The following is a 20676-nucleotide window of genomic DNA, read 5'->3' as shown; positions in this document are numbered from 1 at the left end:
GCAAGTATACCCCGAACCGTTAGCTTCAGACTTCGATTGCACCGCCCGCCAATGCACACAGCTGGATCGGGTCGAGGATATGCACTTCCTTGCCTTCGGCAGTGATCAGACCGTTTTGCTGGAAGCGGGTGAACACTCGCGAAACGGTTTCTACCGCCAGGCCTAGGTAATTGCCAATCTCGTTGCGCGACATGCTCAGGCGGAACTGGTTGGCCGAATAACCGCGGGCGCGGAAGCGCGCCGACAGGTTGACCAGGAAGGTGGCGATGCGCTCGTCGGCGGTTTTTTTCGACAACAGCAGCATCATTTGCTGGTCGTCGCGGATTTCCCGGCTCATCACCCGCATCAGCTGGCGACGCAACTGCGGCAGTTGCACCGACAGCTCATCGAGGCGCTCGAAGGGGATCTCGCAGACCGAAGTGGTCTCCTGGGCCTGGGCCGAGACCGGATAGGCTTCGGTGTCCATGCCGGACAGGCCGACCAGCTCGCTGGGCAGATGGAAGCCGGTGATCTGCTCTTCGCCGCTGTCGCTCAGGCTGAACGTCTTCAGGGCGCCGGAGCGTACTGCATAGACCGAGCCGAAATTGTCACCCTGGCGGAACAGGAACTCGCCCTTCTTCAGCGGGCGGCCGCGCTTGACGATTTCATCCAGTGCATCCATGTCTTCAAGGTTAAGGGACAGGGGCAGGCACAGGGGGGCCAGGCTGCAATCCTTGCAGTGGGCCTGGTTGTGTGGGCGCAGTTTAACTGGCTCGGACATTTCTTCGATCCTTGTGGGAAAGCACACATAAGCCGTAAGGATAACCGACGGCATAGGCTGTAGGCCAGCTTGCGCTATTTTGGTGCGCGCTGACCGAGCTGCGATTCTGGTTGGCCGCAGCCTGTCACTGGCCAATAGTGTGCTCGCCACGCGAGGATGTCCATGCGGTTGATCGTCTCGCTGTACGTCAGATCACCCGCGAAAAGCGCTGACGATTGTGCAGCCCCAGGTAGGCATCGAACACCATGCACACCGAGCGTACCAGCAGCCGCCCAGCCGGCAGGACCTTGATGCGCTTGCTGTCCAGGCTGATCAAGCCGTCGCGGTGCATGGCCTGCAGTTCAGGCCACAGCGCATTGAAATAGCCGCGAAAATCCAGCGTGAACTGCCGCTCGATCTGCTCGAACTCCAGCTCGAAGTGGCAGATCAACTGCTGGATCACCGCCCGCCGAATACGATCGTCCTGATTGCACAGCAACCCGCGCTGGGTCGCCAATTGCGCGCTGGACAGGGTCTCTTTGTAGGTGTTCAGGTCGCTGCTGTTCTGGCAGTACAAATCGCCGATCTGGCTGATCGCCGAAACCCCCAGGCCGATCAGATCGCAGTGACCATGGGTGGTGTAGCCCTGGAAGTTGCGTTGCAGGGTGCCTTCTTCCTGGGCGATGGCCAACTCGTCGTCCGGCAGGGCGAAGTGGTCCATGCCGATGTAGCGATAACCCGCGTTAGTCAGTTGCTCGATGGTGGCGTGGAGCATCTCAAGCTTCGCTGCCGGGGCCGGCAAATCGTTGCTGTCGATGCGCCGCTGGGGCATGAAGCGTTCAGGCAGGTGCGCGTAGTTGAACACCGACAGCCGATCTGGCTGCAGGCGGATCACCTCTTCGACGGTGCGGGCAAAGCCTTCCGGGGTCTGCTTGGGCAGGCCGTAGATCAGGTCGAGGTTGACCGAGCGGAACTGCAAGGTGCGCGCCGCCTCGATCAGCGCGCGGGTCTGCTCCAGGCTCTGCAGGCGGTTGACCGCACGCTGCACGACCGGATCGAGATCCTGCACGCCGAGGCTGACCCGATTGAAGCCCAGTTCGCGCAGCAGGCCCATGGTCGACCAGTCGGCTTCACGCGGGTCGATCTCGATGCCGTAGTCGCCAGAATCGTCGTCGAGCAGGTGGAAGTGCTGGCGCAGGCTGGCCATCAGCTGGCGCAGCTCGACGTGACTGAGGAAGGTTGGCGTGCCGCCGCCAAAGTGCAGTTGCTCAACCTTTTGCTTGGGGTCCAGGTGGCAGGCGATCAGTTGGATCTCCTGCTCCAGGCGTTGCAGGTAGGGCAGGGCCCGCGCACGGTCCTTGGTGATCACCTTGTTGCAGGCGCAGTAGTAGCAGATGTTGGCGCAGAACGGCACGTGCACGTACAGCGACAACGGCCGCACCGCCCGCCGGCTCTCGCGCAGGGCGTGGAGCAGGTCGAACGAGCCCACCTCGCTGTGCAGTTGCACCGCGGTTGGGTAAGAGGTGTAGCGAGGGCCGGCCAGGTCGTAGCGGCGGATCAGGTCGGCATCCCAACGCAGGTCGTCGAGCATGAGGGTAGTCCCCGGTATAGGAGCAGCAGTGTCCGGAGTCTAGGGGGGGCGGTAACAATTCATGTTGATTTGTATCAACGGGCGTTGGGGCATGGGCGCTGTGCAGCCGCCTGGCTTGCTCAGTGGCCCATGAGCCAGTGCTGGTGCGGCCCTGGCAGTGTCCACAAACCAAACATGATCACCAGCAAGCCACCGGCCATGCGTACGCTGCGTCGGCGTAGCAGGGCATTGACCCGCTCTGCGGCGAGCCCTGTGGCCAGCAACACCGGCCAGGTGCCCAGGCCAAACGCCAGCATCAGCGCCGCGCTGTAGCCGGCATTGCCTTGACTCGCCGCCCACAGCAGGGTGCTGTACACCAGTCCACAGGGTAGCCAGCCCCACAGTGCGCCGAGCAGCAGCGCTCGGGGCAAGCTCGATACCGGCAACAATCGCGTGGCCAGCGGCTGAATATGCCGCCACAGCCCGCGCCCAAGAGCTTCGATGCGGGTCAGCCCGCTCCACCAACCGGCCAGGTACAGGCCCATGGCGATCAACAGCAACGCCGCCGCCACCCGCAGCCCCTGGGCCGCCGGGCTGCTGGCCACGGCCCAACCGGCCAGGCCGAGCAGCAGGCCTGCGCAGGTGTAGCTAAGGATACGGCCGAGGTTGTAGGCCAGCAGCAGGCGCAGGCGCCGCCCGCGTTGCTCTGGGGGGATGGCCAGCGTCAAGGCGCCCATCAGGCCGCCGCACATGCCCAGGCAGTGGCCGCCACCGAGCAGGCCGAGTACCAGGGCTGAGCCAAGCAGAGGCAGCAGGTCAGCCACGAGGGGGTTGGTCCTCGTCTTTGGGCTTGTCGCCATCGGCTTTGACCGCGGCCTGGTGCTGTGGGTCCTGGTCGTCGAACAGGATGCTGTGCGCGGGGCTGTCGAGGTCGTCGTACTGGCCGCTGTCCACCGCCCAGAAGAAGATGTACACGGCCACACCAACGATCAGCAGGGCTGCGGGGATCATGATGTAGAGGGCAGGCATACGGTCATCCTTCAGTAACTGTCATCGCGGGGCGGTTCAGGCCAGCGATTGCAGCGTGGCAGCGGGCTTGCCCGGCGATAAGGCGTCGTCTTTGAGCCGGGTCAGGCGCAGGGCATTGAGCACCACGATCAACGAACTGAGCGACATGCCGATGGCAGCCCAGACCGGGGTGATCCAGCCCAGGGCGGCAAACGGCAACATCAGGCCATTATACAGCGTCGCCCACAGCAGGTTCTCGAGGATATTACGCCGGGTCCGGCGGGCCAGGTCGAAGGCTTGCGCCAACGCTTGCAGGCGATTGGACAGCAGCACTGCATCGGCGCAGGTCTTAGCCAGGTCAGTGGCCGAGCCCATGGCGATGCTGATGTCGGCTGCGGCCAGCACCGGCACGTCATTGACCCCGTCGCCGAGCATCAGCACCTTGCGCCCTTCGGCCTGCAGCGCGCGCAGGCGTGCCAGTTTGTCGTCCGGACGCAGGCCGCCAATGGCCTGGTCGATGCCCAGTTGGGCGGCCACTTCGGCGACCATCGGCGAGCTGTCGCCTGACAGCAGCAGTGTCTGCCAGCCGCGCGCCTTGCAGGCCTCGAGCAGATCCTTGGCATCCTCGCGCAGGCGATCGTCCAGGCCGAACCAGGCCAGTGGGCCTTGGCGGTCGCCGAGCAGCAGCCACTGGCCACGCGGCTCGGGTACGACAGGTATTTCAGCGCCGCTCAGGGCGCAGACGAAGCTGGCCTGGCCAATGCGCAGGCGCTGGCCGTCGACGGCGCCCTCAAGGCCCAGGCCTGGCACGTTCTGTACCTGCTCGGCAGGCTGCGCAGCGCGGCCGAAGGCGCGGGCGATGGGGTGTTCGGAGCGGTTTTCCAGGGCAGCGGCAAGCGCCAGGCAGCGGTCGGCAGCGAGCGCGCCCAGCGGGCGAATGCTGCGCAGCGCCAGGCGGCCTTCGGTGAGGGTGCCGGTCTTGTCGAAGATCACCGTGTCGATCTGGTTCAGCCCTTCCAGCACATGGCCGCGGGTGACCAGCAGACCGAGCTTGTGCAGGGTGCCGGTTGCGGCGGTCAGTGCAGTGGGAGTGGCCAGCGACAGCGCGCAGGGGCAGGTCGCGACCAACATGGCCAGGACGATCCAGAACGCCCGCGACGCGTCCAGTTGCCACCAGAGCAGGCCGATAGCGGCTGCGGCGACCAAGGTGAACAGCAAGAACCACTGCGAGGCACGGTCGGCGATCTGCGCCAGCCGCGGTTTCTCCGACTGGGCGCGCTCCAGCAGCCGGACAATCGCCGACAGGCGTGTTTCCTGGCCAAGCGCCTCGACCTCGACGGTGAGGGTGCTTTCTACATTGAGCGTGCCCCCCGTCACCCGGTCGCCAGCGCGCCGCGCCAGCGGCAGGTACTCGCCGGTCAGCAGCGACTCGTCGATGCTCGAGCGGCCTTCGATGATCCGCCCATCGGCGGGAATCACCGCGCCGGGCAGCACTTGTACCTGATCGCCCCGTTGCAGCTCGGCCAGCAGGATGCGCTCGCTGCGCCCGTCGCGGTCCAGCCGCAGGCAGGAACTGGGCAGCAGGTTGACCAGTTGCGCGGTGGCGGCGGCGGTGCGTTCGCGGGCGCGGCGCTCCAGGTAGCGGCCAGTAAGCAGAAACAGCGCGAACATGCCGACGGTGTCGAAGTACAGCTCGCCACTGCCAGTGATTGCCGTCCAGATCCCGGCGCCGTACGCCAGGGCGATGGCCAGTGAGACCGAAACGTCCATGGTCAGGTGGCGGGTGCGCAGGTCGCGAGCAGCGCCCTTGAAGAACGGTGCGCAGCTGTAGAAGACGATCGGCGTGGTGAGAAACAGCGCGATCCAGCGCAGGATGGTGTGCAGTTCAGCGCTCAGGTCGATGTTGAATTCGGGCCAGGTAGCCATGGTCGCCATCATCGCCTGGAACCACAGCAGGCCAGCCACGCCCAGGCGGCGCAGGGCGCTGCGGTTTTCCCGGGCCAGTTGCTCGGCGGCCTGGTCGGGCTGGTACGGGTGGGCGGCATAGCCGATGTGGCGCAGCTCGGCCATCAGCTTGGACAGGGGCAGTTGGCGGTCGTCCCAGCTGATCAGCAAACGATGGTTGGACAGGTTGAGTCGCGCATCGGCGACCCCGTCCAGGTTGCGCAGGTGCTTTTCGATCAGCCAGCCACAGGCGGCGCAGCTGATGCCTTCGACCATCAGCGTCGCTTCGGCGAGGTCATCGGCATGGTGCACGAAGGTCTGCTGTACATCGCTGCGGTCGTACAGCGCCAGTTCATCCTGCAACTGTTGCGGCAGGGCTTCGGGGTTGGCGCTGGTCTGGCTGCGGTGTTGGTAATAGTGCTCAAGGCCACCGGCAACGATGGATTCGGCCACCGCCTGGCAACCGGGGCAGCAGAATGCGCGGGGTTCACCAAGGACCACGGCGCTAAAGCGACTGCCGGCAGGGACGGGCAGGGCGCAGTGGTAGCAGGGGGTGGGCTGGGTCACAGGTCTACTGCCTTGCACAATTTGCTTTGGAGAACGCGCATGCAGCCCGCTCCCACGTGTCCAGCTCCCACGTGTCCCGTGCCCACGCGGTGATATACGCAAGCCAAACTCATGGCATTACTCACTGCTGACGCTCAGCCCCTTGCAGGGCCTCGTCACCCAGCTCCAGGGTCAGCCCATGCTCGACCTTTTCCTCCTCGAACAAGCGCCAGACATGACCATCCTGGCTGCCCAGCAGTTCGACGAAGCGCCGCCCCTCGACCTTGTCATCCAGTTGGCCGACATAACGCCCCGGCTCGCTGCGGGCCAGCGTTACCTTGCGGTCTTTGTCCGGCTGGGTCGGCGAGATCAGGTTCAATTCCAGCGTCTGCGGATCGCTGTTACCGGTCAGGCGCAGCTCGACTTCGCCGGTCAGCTCGTCCAGGTACACCCGCGCCTTGAGGTTGAGGGTCTGCGCCAGCAGCTCGCGGTCCAGTGAGCGGTTGATGCCTTTGCCGGCTTCGTAGTAGTTGTCGTTGACCAGGTTGTCCGGGTTGCGCACGGCAATGCTGACCATGGTCAGGCTCAGGCACACCGAGGTGGTCAGGATAGCGATGATGATCCAGGGCCAGAGGTGCTTGTACCAGGGGCTGGTGGCGGTGGCAGGCATGCAGCGATTCCTTAGCGTATTTGCGGGCCGATGAAACGGCTCTTGGCTTCAACCTGGGTGCCGTTGTCGTCGGCGTCCCTGAGGATGAACATGACTTCGTTGGTGGTCGAGGGCAACTGCTCGGGGGCAACCGACAACTGCACCGGCAGGCTGACGATATCACCGGCGGCAACGCGAATCTCGCGGTGGCCTTCAAGCTTCAGGTCCGGCAGGCCAGTGGCGTCGAGCACGTAGACGTGGTCGCGCTGATCCTTGTTCATCACCTTGAGGCTGTAGACGTTTTCGATCCGTCCCTGGGCGTTCTCGCGGTACAGCACGCGGTCCTTGCTGACATCGAAACCGACCAGCGAGCGGGTGGCGAAGGCTGTGCCCAGGACGCCGATCATCACCAGCAACACCAGCGCATAGCCGATCAGGCGCGGGCGGGCCAGGTGGGTCTTCTGGCCCGACAGGTTGTGTTCGGTGGTATAGCTGATCAGGCCCCGGGGGTAGTTCATCTTGTCCATGATGCTGTCACAGGCGTCGATGCACGCCGCGCAGCCGATGCACTCGATCTGCAGGCCGTCGCGGATGTCGATGCCAGTCGGGCAGACCTGCACGCACATGGTGCAGTCGATACAGTCGCCCAGGCCCTTGGCCTTGTAGTCGAGGTCTTTCTTGCGTGGGCCACGGGTTTCGCCGCGGCGCGGGTCGTAGGAGACGATCAGCGTATCCTTGTCGAACATCACGCTCTGGAAACGCGCATACGGGCACATGTACACGCACACTTGCTCGCGCAACCAGCCGGCATTGCCATAGGTGGCCAGGGTGAAGAAACCGACCCAGAAGTAGGCCCAGCCGTCAGCTTGGCCGGTGAAAAACTCGGTCACCAGTTCGCGGATGGGCGAGAAGTAGCCGACGAACGTCACCCCGGTGACGAAACCGATCAGCAGCCACATGCTGTGCTTGGCCGTCTTGCGCAGCAGCTTGTTGGCGCTCATCGGTGCGCGGTCGAGTTTCATGCGTTGGTTGCGGTCGCCTTCGGTGACCTTTTCGCACCACATGAAGATCCAGGTCCAGACGCTCTGCGGGCAGGTGTAACCGCACCAGACGCGGCCGGCGAACACGGTGATGAAGAACAGGCCGAAGGCGGCGACGATGAGGATCCCGGAGAGCAGGATGAAGTCTTGCGGCCAGATGGTCGCGCCAAAGATGTAGAACTTGCGCTCAGGCAGGTTCCACCAGACCGCCTGGTGACCGCCCCAGTTCAGCCACACGGTGCCGAAGTAGAGCAGGAACAGGACAGCGCCGCCGACCATGCGCAGGCGGCGGAACACCCCGGTGAAGGCACGGGTGTAGATTTTTTCACGGGCAGCGTAGAGGTCGACAGAGTCCTTTCCTTGTTTGGCAGGCGGGGTGACATCATGTACCGGAATTTGCTTGCTCATCATCAAGTCCCACGGCAGTGGTAAATGCCGCGGCCAGTGCATGCCGGCCGCGGTCAGGTGTAGTAGGCGCCTGCGAGCATGATACGCCCGTCATGGCGCCTAGGTTCACCCTGCGACTTTTGGTCGCATTGGGTAAAGCGTTGGGTTGGTGTATGCGATGTTCATTTGATGTGGATCAATTGACAGTCCACATGAACATTGCGTTTAGTTGCTGCCTTCATGGCTTATACAGTTGCAACTGGTCGATCTCCTCGGCTGAGCGCCAGTCGTTGCCCCGCACCAGGCGTACGCTCAGGCTGTCGGCGCTGTCGTTCAGTTCTGCGATCAGGTAGGTGCTCTGCGAGGCCGAGCCGCTTAGATAAACGGGAATGGCGTTGCCGAACGAGTTCAAGTCGCGGTACCAGCGACCTGGCTCGCGATGCACATGCCCTGCGAATACCGCGTCGACGCGAAAGTGATTGATCAGGTTGCGAAAATTCGCCCGCTCTTGCCAGCTTCCGTGCCAGTCATTGGGCTTATGCAGGTTCAGCAGGATGATCTGCCCACTGTCGTAGGCTTCCTGTAATTGACCTTCGAGCCACTGTAAAGAGCCACTGATATCGAAGCGATGGCGATGCTCGAGCGGCCAGGCCCAACCGCTTTGGAAGCCCAGCTCATAGGTGGGTTCGTTATTGAGCTGGATCAGGCGCACCCTGCCGAAATTCTTGCTGTAGGCCAGGCTGCCGCTGTAATGGGTCTGCCGACGATCTGTAATGGCGCTGATGTCCATGGTGTCGACCCGCTCACGGTGGTGGTCGATCAGGTCCAGGATGCTGTCGCGGGCGGCACCGTTGTTGAAGGTCGTGTTGTTCTCGTAATCGTGGTTGCCCAGGCCGAAGTAGTAATTGTCCTGCAAGTGCCGCTCAAGGATCGGATACAGCACCCTGCGCTGCCAGGCGTGCCCATAGGCCGTCATGTCGCCGTTGATCATCACCGGTATTGCCGTGCCCCCCATGTGCGCGCGGTAGTCGGCAATATTGGCGTACTGCTGGTTGATCAGCTGCGCCGATTCCTGGTCCCGGTCGGCAGCGCTTTGCTCCAGGTTCAAATCCGAAGCTGGGGTCCAGGGGTACTGAGGATCGGAGGCGAAGACGAACGCGCGCGGTGTAGCGCGCTTGCCAGCGGGGCCGGGCCGCTTGGGCGGCAGAACGGTTTCGAAGCGTCGATCCAGATCAGATGTAGTCATGCAAGCTCCCTCTTGGTAAGTCAGGCGATACGCCTGGCTGGAGGGAGTGTTGAGAGGCGAGTGGCGGGGCAGAAGCCGGAAGCTGTTCCTGTAGCTGGGCGAGTGCCGGGCTCGGTCGAATCCGCAACGGCCCTTCCGGTTGGAAGCGGCAGGGCCGTTGCGCAAGATCACTCGGCTTGCTCGGTGGTTTGCTCCTGGTGCGACAGGCTGTAGACGTAGGCCGCCAGCAGGTGCACCTTGTCATTGCCCTGCAGCTCGGCCTGGGCCGGCATTTGGCCTTGGCGGCCATAGCGGATGGTCTGCTGCAACTGGGCGAAGCTTGAGCCGTAGATGAACGCCTGCGGATGGGTCAGGTCAGGCGCACCCATGGCCGGCGTACCCTTGGCTTCAGGTCCGTGGCAGGCGACGCAGTTGGCGGCGAAGATCTTCTGGCCATTGGCAGCATCGGCCTTGATCCCTTCCGGCAGCTTGCGCCCGTCCAGATTGGTCAGTACGTAGGCGGCGACATCGGCCACGCCTTGCTCGCCAATGACCTCGGCCCAGGCCGGCATCACCCCGTGACGACCATTCATGATGGTGGTCTTGATGGTCTCCGGCTCGCCACCCCAGCGCCAATCCTTGTCGGTCAGGTTGGGGAAGCCATACGAGCCCTTGGCGTCGGAGCCGTGGCACACCGAGCAGTTGGAGGCGAACAGCCGTCCGCCCATTTTCAGCGCTTGAGGGTCCTTGGCCACCTCTTCGATCGGCATGGCGGCGAATTTGGCGAAGATCGGCCCGAAGCGGGCATCGGCCTTGGCCATTTCTTTTTCCCACTCATGCACGCCGGTCCAGCCTGGCTCGCCGTTGGCGAATTCGGTCTGCTTGTCGGTATCCAGGTAGCTGTAGCCTGGTAGCACGCCTTTCCAGTTGCCCAGGCCGGGGTACAGCACCAGGTAGCCGAGGGCGAAGATGATGGTGCCGACGAACAGCCAGAACCACCACTTGGGCAGCGGGTTGTCGTATTCCTCGATCCCGTCGAAGGCATGCCCGACGGTCTCGTCGGTGACCTCTTCGCGCTGGCCCTTGCGGGTCGACAGCAACAGCCAGGTCAGGGCGAAGATAGTGCCCAACGTCAGGACTGTGACGTACAGACTCCAGAAGGTTGTCATTCTTGTTTGCTCCCAGAAGCTTTCTCTTGCGCTTTAGCGTGCGCTTGCTCGACGTGCCGGCTGGCCTCGGGATCGTCGGCGAAGGGCAGTTGGGTGGCTTCGTCGAATTCCTTCTTGCGCCGTGGGTTGAACACCCACAGGGCCAGGCCGACAAAGGCCACCATCACCACAACGGTGCCCAGGCCGCGGATCATTCCGATATCCATCAGCGTCACCGTTTGCTCTTGATGATGGTGCCAAGGCCTTGCAGGTACGCCACCAGGGCGTCCATCTCGGTCTTGCCCTTGACCGCGTCGGCGGCGCCGGCAATGTCGGCGTCGGTGTACGGCACGCCCAGGGTGCGCAGTACTTCGAGCTTCTTCGCGGTGTCCTTGCCATCGAGCTTGTGCTCGACCAGCCACGGGTAGGACGGCATCTTCGATTCCGGCACCACGTTGCGCGGGTTGTACAGATGCGCGCGGTGCCAGTCATCGGAGTAGCGCCCACCCACCCGGGCCAAGTCCGGACCGGTACGCTTGGAACCCCACAGGAACGGATGATCCCAGACGCTTTCACCGGCCACCGAATAGTGGCCATAACGCTCGGTTTCGGCGCGGAACGGGCGAATCATCTGCGAGTGACAACCCACGCAACCTTCGCGGATATAGATATCGCGCCCTTCCAGTTCCAGCGCAGTGCGCGGCTTCATGCCTTCGACCGGCTTGTTGGTGACGTCCTGGAAAAACAGCGGGACGATCTGGGTCAGGCCGCCAATGCTCACGGCAATGACCATGAAGAAGGCCAACAGGCCGATATTCTTCTCGACTGCTTCATGCTTCATCAGTGGGCTCCCACGACGACGATCTTGGCGGCTTCTTCCGCTTGCGTGGCATCAGCGGCACGTACCGTGCGCAACACGTTGTAGGCCATCAGCAACATCCCCGAGGCGAAGAACGCACCGCCCAGGGCGCGAACGATATAGCCTGGATGGCTGGCCTGCAGCGCCTCGACGAACGAGTAGGTGAGCGTGCCGTCATCGTTGATCGCGCGCCACATCAGGCCTTGGGTGATGCCGTTGACCCACATCGAGGCGATGTACAGCACAGTGCCGATGGTCGCCAGCCAGAAGTGCGCGTTGATCAGCCCGACGCTGTGCATTTGCGCCCGGCCGTAGAGCTTGGGAATCATGTGATACACAGCGCCAATCGAGATCATCGCAACCCAACCGAGGGCGCCAGCGTGGACGTGGCCGATGGTCCAATCGGTGTAGTGCGACAGCGAGTTGACCGTCTTGATCGCCATCATCGGCCCTTCGAAGGTCGACATGCCGTAGAACGCCAGGGACACCACCAAAAAGCGCAGGATCGGGTCGGTGCGCAGTTTGTGCCAGGCTCCCGACAGGGTCATCATGCCGTTGATCATGCCGCCCCAGCTGGGCGCCAGGAGGATGATCGACATGACCATGCCCAGCGACTGCGCCCAGTCAGGCAGGGCGGTGTAGTGCAGGTGGTGCGGGCCGGCCCAGATGTACAGGGTGATCAGTGCCCAGAAGTGGACGATCGACAGGCGATAGGAGTAGATCGGCCGCTCGGCCTGCTTGGGTACGAAGTAGTACATCATGCCCAGGAAGCCGGTGGTCAGGAAGAAGCCCACGGCGTTGTGCCCGTACCACCACTGGATCATCGCGTCGGTTGCGCCGGCATAGGCCGAATACGACTTGAACAGGCTGACCGGCAGCGAGATATGGTTGACGATGTGCAGCATCGCGGTGACCACGATGAACGCGCCATAGAACCAGTTACCGACATAAATGTGCTTGGTCTTGCGCTTGACGATGGTGCCGAAGAACACCAGCGCGTAGGTGACCCAGACGATGGCCAGCAGGATCGCGATCGGCCACTCGAGCTCGGCATATTCCTTGGTGGTGGTGTAGCCCATCGGCAGGGTGATCAGCGCACCGACGATCACCGCCTGCCAACCCCAGAAGGTGAAAGCGGCCATGCTGTCGGAGATCAGCCGGGTCTGGCAGGTGCGCTGCACTACATAGTAGGAGGTGGCAAACAGTGCACAGCCTCCGAAGGCGAAGATCACCAGGTTGGTGTGCAGTGGGCGCAGGCGTCCGAAGCTCGTCCATGGCAGGTCCAGGTTAAGCTGCGGCCATACCAGTTGCGAGGCGATGAAGACGCCCAGGCCCATGCCAAGGATCCCCCAGACCACCGTCATGATGGCGAACTGGCGGACGACCTTATAGTTATAAGCAGTCGGACTGATTGCTGTGCTCATTCTAAGGTTCCACGGTTTGGGTAGTTCTTGTTGGTTGAAAAATCGGCGCCAGTATCGGTAACCCCTAGGGTTATGGCAACGCAAGGATCCTTGCGCCGACCCGTGTCCAGGCCCTCTCACCGCCGTCCCGCGGTTGTCGGGTTCGGAGGATTGTACACAAATAAATATTTGTAATGTGTACCGTTTTTCACCTTTTTCTGATCGATCGGTCAAGCTTTTTTTCGAGGGCCAGGGCACGCAAGACATCATCCCAAAGCCGTAGGTAAAGCGTTCCAAAGTTCTGCGCAGCGTCAGGCCATGCGCCGCGTCGCAGACCGGCGCACGATGCGTGGTCACTTGGGCAACAAGCTTAGTTCTGTTCGAAGGGGGTGCAAGGGGAGGGGGGAAACGCATCGCGGGGCAAGCCTGCTCCCACGTTGTACGTGAGAGCGGGCTTGCCCCGCGATAAGGCTTGCAGCGATTACTTGGCGGTTACGGTCTCAGCAGGCTCCTCCTGCGACAGGCTATACACATAAGCGGCCAGCAGATGCACCTTGTCATGCCCCTGAATCTCTTCCTGGGCCGGCATCTGCCCCTGGCGACCATAGCGGATGGTCTGTTGCAGCTGGGCAAAGCTCGACCCATAGATGAACGCCTGTGGGTGGGTCAGGTCAGGCGCGCCCATCGCTGGAGTGCCCTTGCCTTCAGGCCCATGACACGCCACGCAGTTGGCGGCAAAGATCTCCTGGCCCTTGAGCGGATCGGCCTTGACCCCTTGCGGCAGGCTGCGGCCATCCATGCGGGTCAGCACGAACGCCGCCACATCGGCCACGCCCTGCTCACCGATCACTTCCGACCACGCTGGCATGACGCCATGGCGGCCGCCCATGATCGAGGCCTTGATGGTTTCCGGCTCGCCACCCCAGCGCCAATCCTTGTCGGTCAGGTTGGGAAAGCCGTAAGCGCCTTTGGCATCCGAGCCGTGGCACACCGAGCAGTTGGAGGCGAACAGCCGGCTGCCCATTTTCAGCGCCTGCGGATCCTTGGCCACTTCCTCCACCGGCATGGCGGCGAACTTGGCGAAGATCGGGCCGAAGCGGGCGTCGGCCTTGTCCATTTCCTTCTGCCATTCCTTCACTTGCGTCCAGCCGTCCTGATAGCCGGGCAGTACGCCTTTCCAGTTGCCCAGGCCCGGATACAGGATCAGGTAGCCGACGCCAAAGGCCAGGGTGCCGACGAACAGCCAGAACCACCATTTGGGCAACGGGTTGTCGTACTCCTCGATGCCATCGAAGGCGTGGCCCATGGTCTGGTCGGTGGTGTCCTTGCTCTGGCCCTTGCGGGTGCCGAGCAGCAGCCAGGTCAGGCCGATCAGGCTGCCGAGGGTCAGTACGCTGATGTACGTACTCCAGAAGGTGGTCATTGCTGGGTGCTCCTCATGGCAGGTTCCTGCCCGGCGGGGGGCAGGCGGTCATCGTCGAAGGGCAGCAGGCGCGCTTCGGCGAAATCACGGTCGCGGCGACGGTTGAAAACCCATAGGCTCAGGCCGATGAAGGCGATCATCACCACCAGGGTGCCCAGGCCGCGGATCATGCCGATGTCGATTGACAGTTCCATCGCTTACCTCTTGTTCTTGATCGCGGTGCCGAGCACCTGCAGGTACGCCACCAACGCGTCCATCTCGGTGTGGCCCTTGACCGCGTCCCGGGCGCCAGCGATGTCGGCGTCGCTGTAAGGCACGCCGAGGGTGCGTAGGGCACGCATCTTGGTGTCGGTATGGCTGTTGTCGACCTGGTGCGCGACCAGCCACGGATAGGACGGCATCTTCGACTCCGGCACCACGTTGCGCGGGTTGTACAAGTGCGCGCGGTGCCAGTCGTCCGAGTAGCGTCCACCCACCCGGGCCAAGTCCGGGCCGGTGCGCTTGGAGCCCCACAGGAACGGGTGATCCCAGACGCTTTCACCGGCCACCGAGTAGTGGCCGTAACGCTCGGTCTCGGCACGGAATGGGCGGATCATCTGCGAGTGGCAGCCCACGCAGCCTTCGCGGATGTAGATGTCGCGCCCTTCGAGCTGCAACGCGGTGTAGGGCTTCATGCCTTCGACCGGCTTGTTGGTGACGTCCTGGAAGAACAGCGGGACGATCTGGGTCAGGCCGCCGATGCTGACGGCGAACACCATCAACAGTGCCAGCAGGCCGACGTTTTTCTCGATGACTTCATGTTTCATCAGGCTTGTCTCCTCAGGCCAGCTGGGCGTTCGCAGGGGCGGCGACGGCGGCCGGTGCGCGCACCGTGCGCCAGGTGTTCCAGGCCATCAGGAACATGCCGCTGAGGAAGATCGCACCACCGACGAAGCGCACGATGAAGCCTGGGTGGCTGGCCACCAGGGTCTCGACGAACGAGTAGGTGAGCGTGCCGTCGCTGTTGACCGCGCGCCACATCAGGCCCTGGGCGATGCCGTTGACCCACATCGAGGCGATGTACAGCACGGTGCCGATGGTCGCCAGCCAGAAGTGCGCGTTGATCAGGCCCAGGCTGTACATGCGCTCTTTGCCGTAGATCTTGGGAATGGTGTGGTACAGCGCGCCGATCGAGATCATCGCAACCCAGCCCAGGGCGCCAGCGTGGACGTGGCCGATGGTCCAGTCGGTGTAGTGCGACAGGGCGTTGACCGTCTTGATCGCCATCATCGGCCCTTCGAAGGTCGACATGCCGTAGAACGCCAGGGACACCACCAAAAAGCGCAGGATCGGGTCGCTGCGCAGTTTGTGCCAGGCCCCCGACAGGGTCATCATGCCGTTGATCATGCCGCCCCAGCTCGGGGCCAGGAGAATCAGCGACATGACCATGCCCAACGACTGCGCCCAATCGGGCAGGGCGGTGTAGTGCAGGTGGTGCGGGCCTGCCCAGATGTACAGGGTGATCAGCGCCCAGAAGTGGACGATCGACAGGCGATAGGAGTACACCGGGCGTTCGGCCTGCTTGGGCACGTAGTAGTACATCATCCCCAGGAAGCCTGCGGTCAGGAAGAAGCCCACCGCGTTGTGGCCGTACCACCACTGGACCATGGCGTCCGTGGCCCCGGCATACACCGAGTAGGACTTGGTCAGGCTGACCGGGATTTCCAGGTTGTTGACGATGTGCAGCAGCGCCACGGTGAGGATGAACGCACCGAAGAACCAGTTACCGACGTAGATGTGCTTGGTATTGCGCTTGATCAGCGTACCGAAGAACACGATCGCATAGGCCACCCAGACAATGGTGATCAGGATGTCGATCGGCCATTCCAGCTCAGCGTATTCCTTGGAGCTGGTATAGCCCAACGGCAGGCTGATGGCCGCCAGCACAATCACCAGCTGCCAGCCCCAGAACGAGAACGCCGCCAGTTTTGGTGCGAACAAGGTGGTCTGGCAGGTGCGCTGCACCGAATAATAGGAGGTGGCAAACAGCGCGCAGCCACCGAAGGCGAAGATCACCGCATTGGTATGCAGCGGTCGCAGGCGGCCGAAGCTGGTCCATGGTAGGTCGAAGTTGAGGGCGGGCCAGGCGAGTTGAGCGGCGATGAAAACGCCGAGCCCCATCCCGACGATTCCCCACACCACCGTCATAATGGCGAATTGGCGGACCACCTTGTAGTTATAGGCGGTACTGGTTGTTGTGTTCATGTATGGGTTCCCATCCACGGTTATAGGCAGGCTAAACAGCGAGGCAAGCATGATTAATGGGCAAAGTGCCGGTATTGACGGGGATCAATGGGCGCAAGTGGCAAATGTCCCAGGCTTGCGCTGCGATCCTGCGCAAATTGGCGGCGAACAGGGCTATGTGGGGGGGCTGATCCTGGCCCATGGCGCGGGCGCGCCGATGGACAGCGGGTTTATGCAGGACATCGCGCAAAGGCTGGCGGCACAAGGGGTAGCGGTGGTGCGCTTCGAATTCCCCTACATGGCCGAGCGGCGGCTAACGGGCGGCAAACGCCCGCCCAACCCGCAGAAGGTGTTATTGGAATGCTGGCGCGAGGTGTACCGGCAGGTGCGACCTTTGGTCACGGGCAAGCTGGCCATTGGCGGCAAGTCGATGGGCGGGCGGATGGCCAGTTTGCTGGCCGATGAGCTTGAGGCCGATGCATTGGTGTGCCTGGGTTATCCGTTCTATGCGGTGGGCAAACCGGAGAAGCCGCGGGTCGAGCATTTGCCCGGGCTGCGCACGCCGACCTTGATCATTCAGGGCGAGCGCGATGCCTTGGGTAACCGCGAGGCGGTCGAGGGGTATGAGCTGTCGCCAGCGATCGAGGTGTGCTGGCTGGGGGCGGCGGACCATGACCTGAAGCCATTGAAGGCTTCGGGCTTGACCCATGAGGGGCATTTGCAGACGGCGGCTGAGCGAATTGCGGCGTTTCTTGGTTAGCGCATTTTGCGGCCGCTTTGCGTCCCATCGCAGGTGAGCCAGCGCCTACAGGACTGCACGATCCCTGTAGGCGCTGGCTCACCTGCGATGGGCTGCAAAGCAGCGCCTATGACTACAAATCAGTCGCGGTACTCGCACAGGTAAGCGGTCTCAACCGCTACCTTGAGCTGGAACTTGCTGTCGGCCGGCACATTGAACTGGCTGCCAGCGGTGAAGTTTTCCCAGTTGTCGCTGCCTGGCAGCTTGACGTTCAGAGCGCCGGAAACCACATGCATGATCTCGCGCTTGGCAGTACCGAACTCGTATTCGCCCGGGGCCATGACGCCAACAGTGGCCGGGCCTTCGCTACCGGTGAAGGCGATCGACTTGACGGTGCCATCAAAGTATTCATTGACCTTGAACATGGGCGACTCCTGAAAAAGCGATGGAAAAAAGGGCTGGCCAGTATGCCCAAGGCCTGCCCCGTCGTCATCTGCTTTCAGGTGCCTTCGACAGGCAAGCTCAGCGGTAGCAAACGCGCGGTATTGCGCGCATCTTCCAGGGCGCGATGCTGCTGGCCAGTGAACTGCAGGCCAGCCAGTTGCAGGGCACTGTTCAGGCCAGCCGGGCGCTGCAAGTGCCGAGCCTTGGCAAAGCGCTGCTTGAGGTTGATGTGCGGCAGTTCCTGGAGAATGCTGCGCACTTTGTAGTCATGCCACTCCTGTAGCAGTTGCCTGCGGTCATAGTCACCCCAGCTGACCCAGGCTTGCAGTTCTTGCGTCTGCTGGCCAAGCCAGCCTTCGAACTGCGCCCAGGCCTGTTTGAAGCACGCAGCAGCATCCACATCAGCTTGGCTGATATGGGTCAGCTCACGGCAAAAGGGCGTTAATTGCGGTCGCCGTTTCGGTTTGACGAAGCACTGGAAGTGGTCAACCTCGCGGCCTTCACGGGTTACCAGGCTCGCGCCGATTTCAATGATTTCCATCTCCGTGACCGGCCAACCACCGTCGTCGGTGGTAGCCTCCAGGTCGATCACCAACCAATGGCCCATGCCAGGCTCCCTCGCAAGTCTCGCTAGAGAGTAGCCAAAGTCTGCGGCGTCCGACATCCCCTGGCACTTTGGCATATCCGTCGGTTGTGTACGCCGGTGAAAACGCCTAGCTTAGGCGCATTAAGGTTGCATACCGTGATGAGTGTCTCGTCTTGACTCCAGCCCCCCTCAAGGCCGTGTCCTGCTTGCTGAGCTTGGCCGCGTTGTGCCTGGGCGCAGCAGGCCAAGCGGCGGCGGTGGTCGAGGTGAGGATCGGTGCGGCGCATTTCCCGCCTTATACCGTGCGCCCCGAGCAGGGCGGCGAAAGTGGCTTGCTGACACAACTGGCCGAGGCGCTCAACGCGCTGCAAAGCGATTATCGCTTCGTCCTGGTGCCCACCTCGATCCAGCGCCGCTTTGGTGATTTTCAGCAAGGCCGCACCGACATGGCGATCTTCGAGAACCCCCAATGGGGTTGGCAGCAGATTGCCTACCAGGCGGTAGACATGGGCCTTGAAGATGCCGAGATCTTCGTCGCCCACCAGCAAGGCAACCGCGATCAGCAGTATTTCCAGGACCTGCGCGGCAAGCGTCTGGCACTCTACAACGGCTATCACTACGCATTCGCTGAGTTCAACTCCGATCCGCATTACCTGCGCCAGACCTACGGCGCGACGCTGACCTATTCGCATGACAGCAACCTGTCGATGGTCCAGCGCGGGCGGGCCGATATTGCCTTGGTCACGCGCTCGTTCTTCAGCGATTTCCTGGCACGTAATCCCGACAGCCGCAGCCAATTGATGGCTTCCGAGCGGGTCGACCAGGTCTACCATCACTATGCCTTGCTGCGACCGCAAGCGCCGATCAGCCCCCAGGCCTTCGCGCAACTCATGCGGCGCCTGCGTGAAAATGGCGAGCTATTGCGCATCTTTCAGCCCTACCGAATCACCGTCGCAGCCCCCGTCGACTAAATTAGCCGGTAGTGGCCACGTTTCAGGAGTGAGCCTCTCTTTCATTTCCGGTGAGCCAAGACCATGCCGTTCGATGCCGCTTCACAGCCGCTGTCCTTGCCACGTTGGCGCAGTTTGAGTGCCGATGAGGGCGACTGTCGGCTGAGTTTGACCCTTGAAGGACGCCCGCTGATCCAGCTCCGGCTGGTGCCCGGCGAGGTGCTTGAGGTGCACGTGCAAGCGATCTGTGCCGAGCGCCGCCAGCAGGCGCTGTGGGCTGCCTGCTACTGGTTGTTTGCGCGCGACCCTGCATGCCAGCGCCTGCAATGGCACCTGAGCGATCCGGTGGCGCAAGCCCAAGCCAGCGGCCTGTTGCTGGCGACCGAACACGCCGGCGTGTACCGCAGCGAACGCACGTTGTTCTGGCAGTTGCCCCAGCCGTGGTTGGGCGAGTCACATGACGGCGTCTATCCCCAGCAAATGCACATCAGCAACGGCAAGCGCCACCCGCTACGCGCACCCAAGCCACGCGGTGAAGTGTATCGACGTTTCGATGCTCGCCTGGGGGCCTGGGTGTCACTGCGCACGCTTGAGATCGAGCACGATCTTGAGCGTTACAACCGCTGGCAGAACAACCCGCGAGTGGCGCACTTCTGGCAGGAGCAGGGCAGCCTCGAGCAGCACCGCGAGTACTTGAGCAAGCTTCAAGCCGATCCCCATACCCTCACCCTGATCGGCTGCTTCGATGATCAGCCGTTCGCCTACTTCGAAGCCTACTGGGCCAAGGAAGACCGCATCGCGCCGTTCTACCCGGCCGATGACTATGACCGTGGCATTCACATGCTGGTCGGTGAAGAAAGCCATCGCGGGCCGCACAAGGTCGCCAGCTGGATGTCGGCGCTGGTGCATTACCTGTTCCTGGATGATCCGCGCACCCAACGGGTGGTCGCCGAGCCGCGGGCGGACAACGCCAAGATGATCGGCTACATGCACGATCAGTGCTTTCACTGCGAGAAGGAGTTCGATTTTCCGCACAAGCGCGCGGCACTGATGATCCTGGGGCGCGAGCGTTTCTTCGATCACTGCACGCTCGCCTAGCGGCTCGAGCTGCAAGTTTGGAGCGGCAAGCTGCAAGGAGAAGCGGTGCGGTGTGCGGCTTTTTCTTGCAGCTTGTGCTTGCCGCAGCTCAGTGACGGGTAGCGGTCTTGCGGCAGTGGATCAGGGCATCGCGGATCATGAAGTTGACCAGGGTCGGCGAGACGCCGAGCTCTTTGGCGATGTCTTTCTGCGGTACACCGTGCAAGCGGTACATCTCGAAGGCGTAGCGGGTGCGCTGCGGCAGCTCGTTGAGCGCCTCGGCAATGTGTTCGAGGGCCGCCAGGTTGATATGGGTGGCTTCCGGCGAGGCGTTCTGGATCACCACGTTGAGGCCTTCTTCCTCACTGCCGGAGTACTTCAGCTCCATCGCCTGCTTGCGGTAGTGATCGATCGCCAGGTTGCGCACGATCTGGAACAGATAGCTCAACTGGGCCTTGAACGAGGAGGTGATCTGCGGCGCTGCGCTGAGCCGGAAGAACGCATCCTGCACCACATCTTCGGCACGCGAACGGCAGCCGGTGATGCGCGCGGCAATTTTGACCAGGATGTTGCGGTTGTCGACGAATGCTTGGAGTAATGGTGAATCGCACTTACTTGTGGATAGTTGTTCCGCCATGGAAATCACCTTGTTCTCTGAGGAAAGGAAGCAACCTGTAACTGCATGCTTCCAACGACGGTCGACAAGCTATTCCCAA

At 62.5% G+C, this 20676-nt stretch carries 22 protein-coding genes; 3 read left to right on the top strand and 19 right to left on the bottom strand.

Annotated elements, in window-relative coordinates:
• Window positions 1–25: 25 nt before the first annotated feature.
• The 16 genes from fnrA to ccoN (OIU19_RS10855) all read right to left on the bottom strand — a co-directional run bounded on the left by fnrA (window position 26) and on the right by ccoN (OIU19_RS10855) (window position 16185).
• A complete protein-coding gene (fnrA, locus tag OIU19_RS10930; protein WP_186556035.1) occupies window positions 26–760 on the bottom strand; it encodes a Crp/Fnr family transcriptional regulator FnrA in 735 nt (244 codons plus the stop codon).
• A gap of 187 nt (window positions 761–947) precedes the next feature.
• Window positions 948–2330, bottom strand: coding sequence for an oxygen-independent coproporphyrinogen III oxidase (gene hemN / locus OIU19_RS10925; RefSeq protein ID WP_264235004.1), 1383 nt, complete (start codon window positions 2328–2330; stop codon window positions 948–950).
• Between the two features lie 119 nt (window positions 2331–2449).
• Window positions 2450–3133: a sulfite exporter TauE/SafE family protein gene (locus OIU19_RS10920; RefSeq protein ID WP_264235003.1), complete on the bottom strand. Its 684-nt coding sequence runs from the start codon at window positions 3131–3133 to the stop codon at window positions 2450–2452.
• Window positions 3126–3338, bottom strand: a complete 213-nt coding sequence (gene ccoS / locus OIU19_RS10915) for a cbb3-type cytochrome oxidase assembly protein CcoS (RefSeq protein ID WP_264235002.1) — start codon at window positions 3336–3338, stop codon at window positions 3126–3128. The genes OIU19_RS10920 and ccoS overlap by 8 nt, the downstream gene beginning before the upstream one ends.
• Before the next feature lie 36 nt (window positions 3339–3374).
• On the bottom strand, window positions 3375–5828 hold the full coding sequence (locus OIU19_RS10910) for a heavy metal translocating P-type ATPase (protein WP_264235001.1): 2454 nt from the start codon (window positions 5826–5828) through the stop codon (window positions 3375–3377).
• 121 nt (window positions 5829–5949) lie between these two features.
• Entirely contained in the window at window positions 5950–6477 is a 528-nt protein-coding gene (locus OIU19_RS10905) for a FixH family protein (RefSeq protein ID WP_264235000.1), read from the bottom strand.
• 11 nt (window positions 6478–6488) lie between these two features.
• A complete protein-coding gene (gene ccoG, locus OIU19_RS10900; protein ID WP_264234999.1) occupies window positions 6489–7904 on the bottom strand; it encodes a cytochrome c oxidase accessory protein CcoG in 1416 nt (471 codons plus the stop codon).
• A 217-nt stretch (window positions 7905–8121) separates the two neighbouring features.
• Complete coding sequence (locus OIU19_RS10895; protein WP_264234998.1) at window positions 8122–9129, bottom strand: metallophosphoesterase; 1008 nt, start codon at window positions 9127–9129, stop codon at window positions 8122–8124.
• A 167-nt stretch (window positions 9130–9296) separates the two neighbouring features.
• Window positions 9297–10277: a cytochrome-c oxidase, cbb3-type subunit III gene (ccoP, locus tag OIU19_RS10890; RefSeq protein ID WP_186555661.1), complete on the bottom strand. Its 981-nt coding sequence runs from the start codon at window positions 10275–10277 to the stop codon at window positions 9297–9299.
• Entirely contained in the window at window positions 10274–10483 is a 210-nt protein-coding gene (locus OIU19_RS10885) for a cbb3-type cytochrome c oxidase subunit 3 (RefSeq protein ID WP_264235134.1), read from the bottom strand. The genes ccoP (OIU19_RS10890) and OIU19_RS10885 overlap by 4 nt, the downstream gene beginning before the upstream one ends.
• A 5-nt stretch (window positions 10484–10488) precedes the next feature.
• Entirely contained in the window at window positions 10489–11097 is a 609-nt protein-coding gene (gene ccoO / locus OIU19_RS10880; protein ID WP_186555662.1) for a cytochrome-c oxidase, cbb3-type subunit II, read from the bottom strand.
• Window positions 11097–12539 (bottom strand): cytochrome-c oxidase, cbb3-type subunit I, encoded by a 1443-nt coding sequence (ccoN, locus tag OIU19_RS10875; protein WP_186555663.1) that lies wholly within the window; start codon window positions 12537–12539, stop codon window positions 11097–11099. The genes ccoO (OIU19_RS10880) and ccoN (OIU19_RS10875) overlap by 1 nt, the downstream gene beginning before the upstream one ends.
• Before the next feature lie 460 nt (window positions 12540–12999).
• Window positions 13000–13941, bottom strand: a complete 942-nt coding sequence (gene ccoP / locus OIU19_RS10870; RefSeq protein WP_264234997.1) for a cytochrome-c oxidase, cbb3-type subunit III — start codon at window positions 13939–13941, stop codon at window positions 13000–13002.
• Entirely contained in the window at window positions 13938–14129 is a 192-nt protein-coding gene (locus OIU19_RS10865; RefSeq protein ID WP_186555787.1) for a cbb3-type cytochrome c oxidase subunit 3, read from the bottom strand. The genes ccoP (OIU19_RS10870) and OIU19_RS10865 overlap by 4 nt, the downstream gene beginning before the upstream one ends.
• 9 nt (window positions 14130–14138) lie before the next feature.
• Entirely contained in the window at window positions 14139–14747 is a 609-nt protein-coding gene (gene ccoO / locus OIU19_RS10860; protein WP_186555665.1) for a cytochrome-c oxidase, cbb3-type subunit II, read from the bottom strand.
• 13 nt (window positions 14748–14760) lie between these two features.
• The gene (ccoN, locus tag OIU19_RS10855; RefSeq protein WP_186555666.1) at window positions 14761–16185 is read right to left on the bottom strand and encodes a cytochrome-c oxidase, cbb3-type subunit I; all 1425 of its coding nucleotides are present in this window, start codon (window positions 16183–16185) and stop codon (window positions 14761–14763) included.
• 49 nt (window positions 16186–16234) lie between these two features.
• On the opposite strand from ccoN (OIU19_RS10855), the gene OIU19_RS10850 reads away from it, so the two are divergent.
• On the top strand, window positions 16235–16924 hold the full coding sequence (locus tag OIU19_RS10850) for an alpha/beta family hydrolase (RefSeq protein WP_264234996.1): 690 nt from the start codon (window positions 16235–16237) through the stop codon (window positions 16922–16924).
• Window positions 16925–17043: 119 nt separating this feature from the next.
• Here the strand turns inward: OIU19_RS10850 and OIU19_RS10845 are convergent, their stop codons facing one another.
• A complete protein-coding gene (locus OIU19_RS10845; protein WP_186555667.1) occupies window positions 17044–17328 on the bottom strand; it encodes a pyrimidine/purine nucleoside phosphorylase in 285 nt (94 codons plus the stop codon).
• Window positions 17329–17402: 74 nt separating this feature from the next.
• On the bottom strand, window positions 17403–17954 hold the full coding sequence (locus tag OIU19_RS10840; RefSeq protein WP_264234995.1) for an exonuclease domain-containing protein: 552 nt from the start codon (window positions 17952–17954) through the stop codon (window positions 17403–17405).
• A gap of 152 nt (window positions 17955–18106) precedes the next feature.
• Here OIU19_RS10840 and OIU19_RS10835 point away from each other — a divergent pair, with 152 nt between their 5' ends.
• Both OIU19_RS10835 and OIU19_RS10830 read left to right on the top strand, forming a co-directional pair.
• Window positions 18107–18904, top strand: coding sequence for an ABC transporter substrate-binding protein (locus OIU19_RS10835; protein WP_264234994.1), 798 nt, complete (start codon window positions 18107–18109; stop codon window positions 18902–18904).
• Window positions 18905–18967: 63 nt separating this feature from the next.
• Window positions 18968–19981: a GNAT family N-acetyltransferase gene (locus OIU19_RS10830; RefSeq protein ID WP_264234993.1), complete on the top strand. Its 1014-nt coding sequence runs from the start codon at window positions 18968–18970 to the stop codon at window positions 19979–19981.
• 88 nt (window positions 19982–20069) lie between these two features.
• Here OIU19_RS10830 and OIU19_RS10825 read toward each other — a convergent pair whose 3' ends face one another.
• The gene (locus tag OIU19_RS10825) at window positions 20070–20597 is read right to left on the bottom strand and encodes an RNA polymerase factor sigma-70 (protein ID WP_186555671.1); all 528 of its coding nucleotides are present in this window, start codon (window positions 20595–20597) and stop codon (window positions 20070–20072) included.
• Between the last annotated feature and the right edge of the window lie 79 nt (window positions 20598–20676).

This window comes from Pseudomonas sp. BT-42-2 (genome assembly GCF_025847435.2).
In the GTDB taxonomy this organism is placed as follows: domain Bacteria; phylum Pseudomonadota; class Gammaproteobacteria; order Pseudomonadales; family Pseudomonadaceae; genus Aquipseudomonas; species Aquipseudomonas urmiensis.
This window is presented reverse-complemented; position numbering and strand designations above follow the sequence as displayed.

Coding starts and splice junctions, on each gene's coding strand:
- fnrA (WP_186556035.1), bottom strand. CDS start 760: ATGTCCGAGCCAGTTAAACTGCGCCCACACAACCAGGCCCACTGCAAG.
- hemN (WP_264235004.1), bottom strand. CDS start 2,330: ATGCTCGACGACCTGCGTTGGGATGCCGACCTGATCCGCCGCTACGAC.
- ccoS (WP_264235002.1), bottom strand. CDS start 3,338: ATGCCTGCCCTCTACATCATGATCCCCGCAGCCCTGCTGATCGTTGGT.
- OIU19_RS10905 (WP_264235000.1), bottom strand. CDS start 6,477: ATGCCTGCCACCGCCACCAGCCCCTGGTACAAGCACCTCTGGCCCTGG.
- ccoG (WP_264234999.1), bottom strand. CDS start 7,904: ATGAGCAAGCAAATTCCGGTACATGATGTCACCCCGCCTGCCAAACAA.
- OIU19_RS10895 (WP_264234998.1), bottom strand. CDS start 9,129: ATGACTACATCTGATCTGGATCGACGCTTCGAAACCGTTCTGCCGCCC.
- ccoP (WP_186555661.1), bottom strand. CDS start 10,277: ATGACAACCTTCTGGAGTCTGTACGTCACAGTCCTGACGTTGGGCACT.
- OIU19_RS10885 (WP_264235134.1), bottom strand. CDS start 10,483: ATGGATATCGGAATGATCCGCGGCCTGGGCACCGTTGTGGTGATGGTG.
- ccoO (WP_186555662.1), bottom strand. CDS start 11,097: ATGAAGCATGAAGCAGTCGAGAAGAATATCGGCCTGTTGGCCTTCTTC.
- ccoN (WP_186555663.1), bottom strand. CDS start 12,539: ATGAGCACAGCAATCAGTCCGACTGCTTATAACTATAAGGTCGTCCGC.
- ccoP (WP_264234997.1), bottom strand. CDS start 13,941: ATGACCACCTTCTGGAGTACGTACATCAGCGTACTGACCCTCGGCAGC.
- ccoO (WP_186555665.1), bottom strand. CDS start 14,747: ATGAAACATGAAGTCATCGAGAAAAACGTCGGCCTGCTGGCACTGTTG.
- ccoN (WP_186555666.1), bottom strand. CDS start 16,185: ATGAACACAACAACCAGTACCGCCTATAACTACAAGGTGGTCCGCCAA.
- OIU19_RS10850 (WP_264234996.1), top strand. CDS start 16,235: ATGATTAATGGGCAAAGTGCCGGTATTGACGGGGATCAATGGGCGCAA.
- OIU19_RS10845 (WP_186555667.1), bottom strand. CDS start 17,328: ATGTTCAAGGTCAATGAATACTTTGATGGCACCGTCAAGTCGATCGCC.
- OIU19_RS10840 (WP_264234995.1), bottom strand. CDS start 17,954: ATGGGCCATTGGTTGGTGATCGACCTGGAGGCTACCACCGACGACGGT.
- OIU19_RS10830 (WP_264234993.1), top strand. CDS start 18,968: ATGCCGTTCGATGCCGCTTCACAGCCGCTGTCCTTGCCACGTTGGCGC.
- OIU19_RS10825 (WP_186555671.1), bottom strand. CDS start 20,597: ATGGCGGAACAACTATCCACAAGTAAGTGCGATTCACCATTACTCCAA.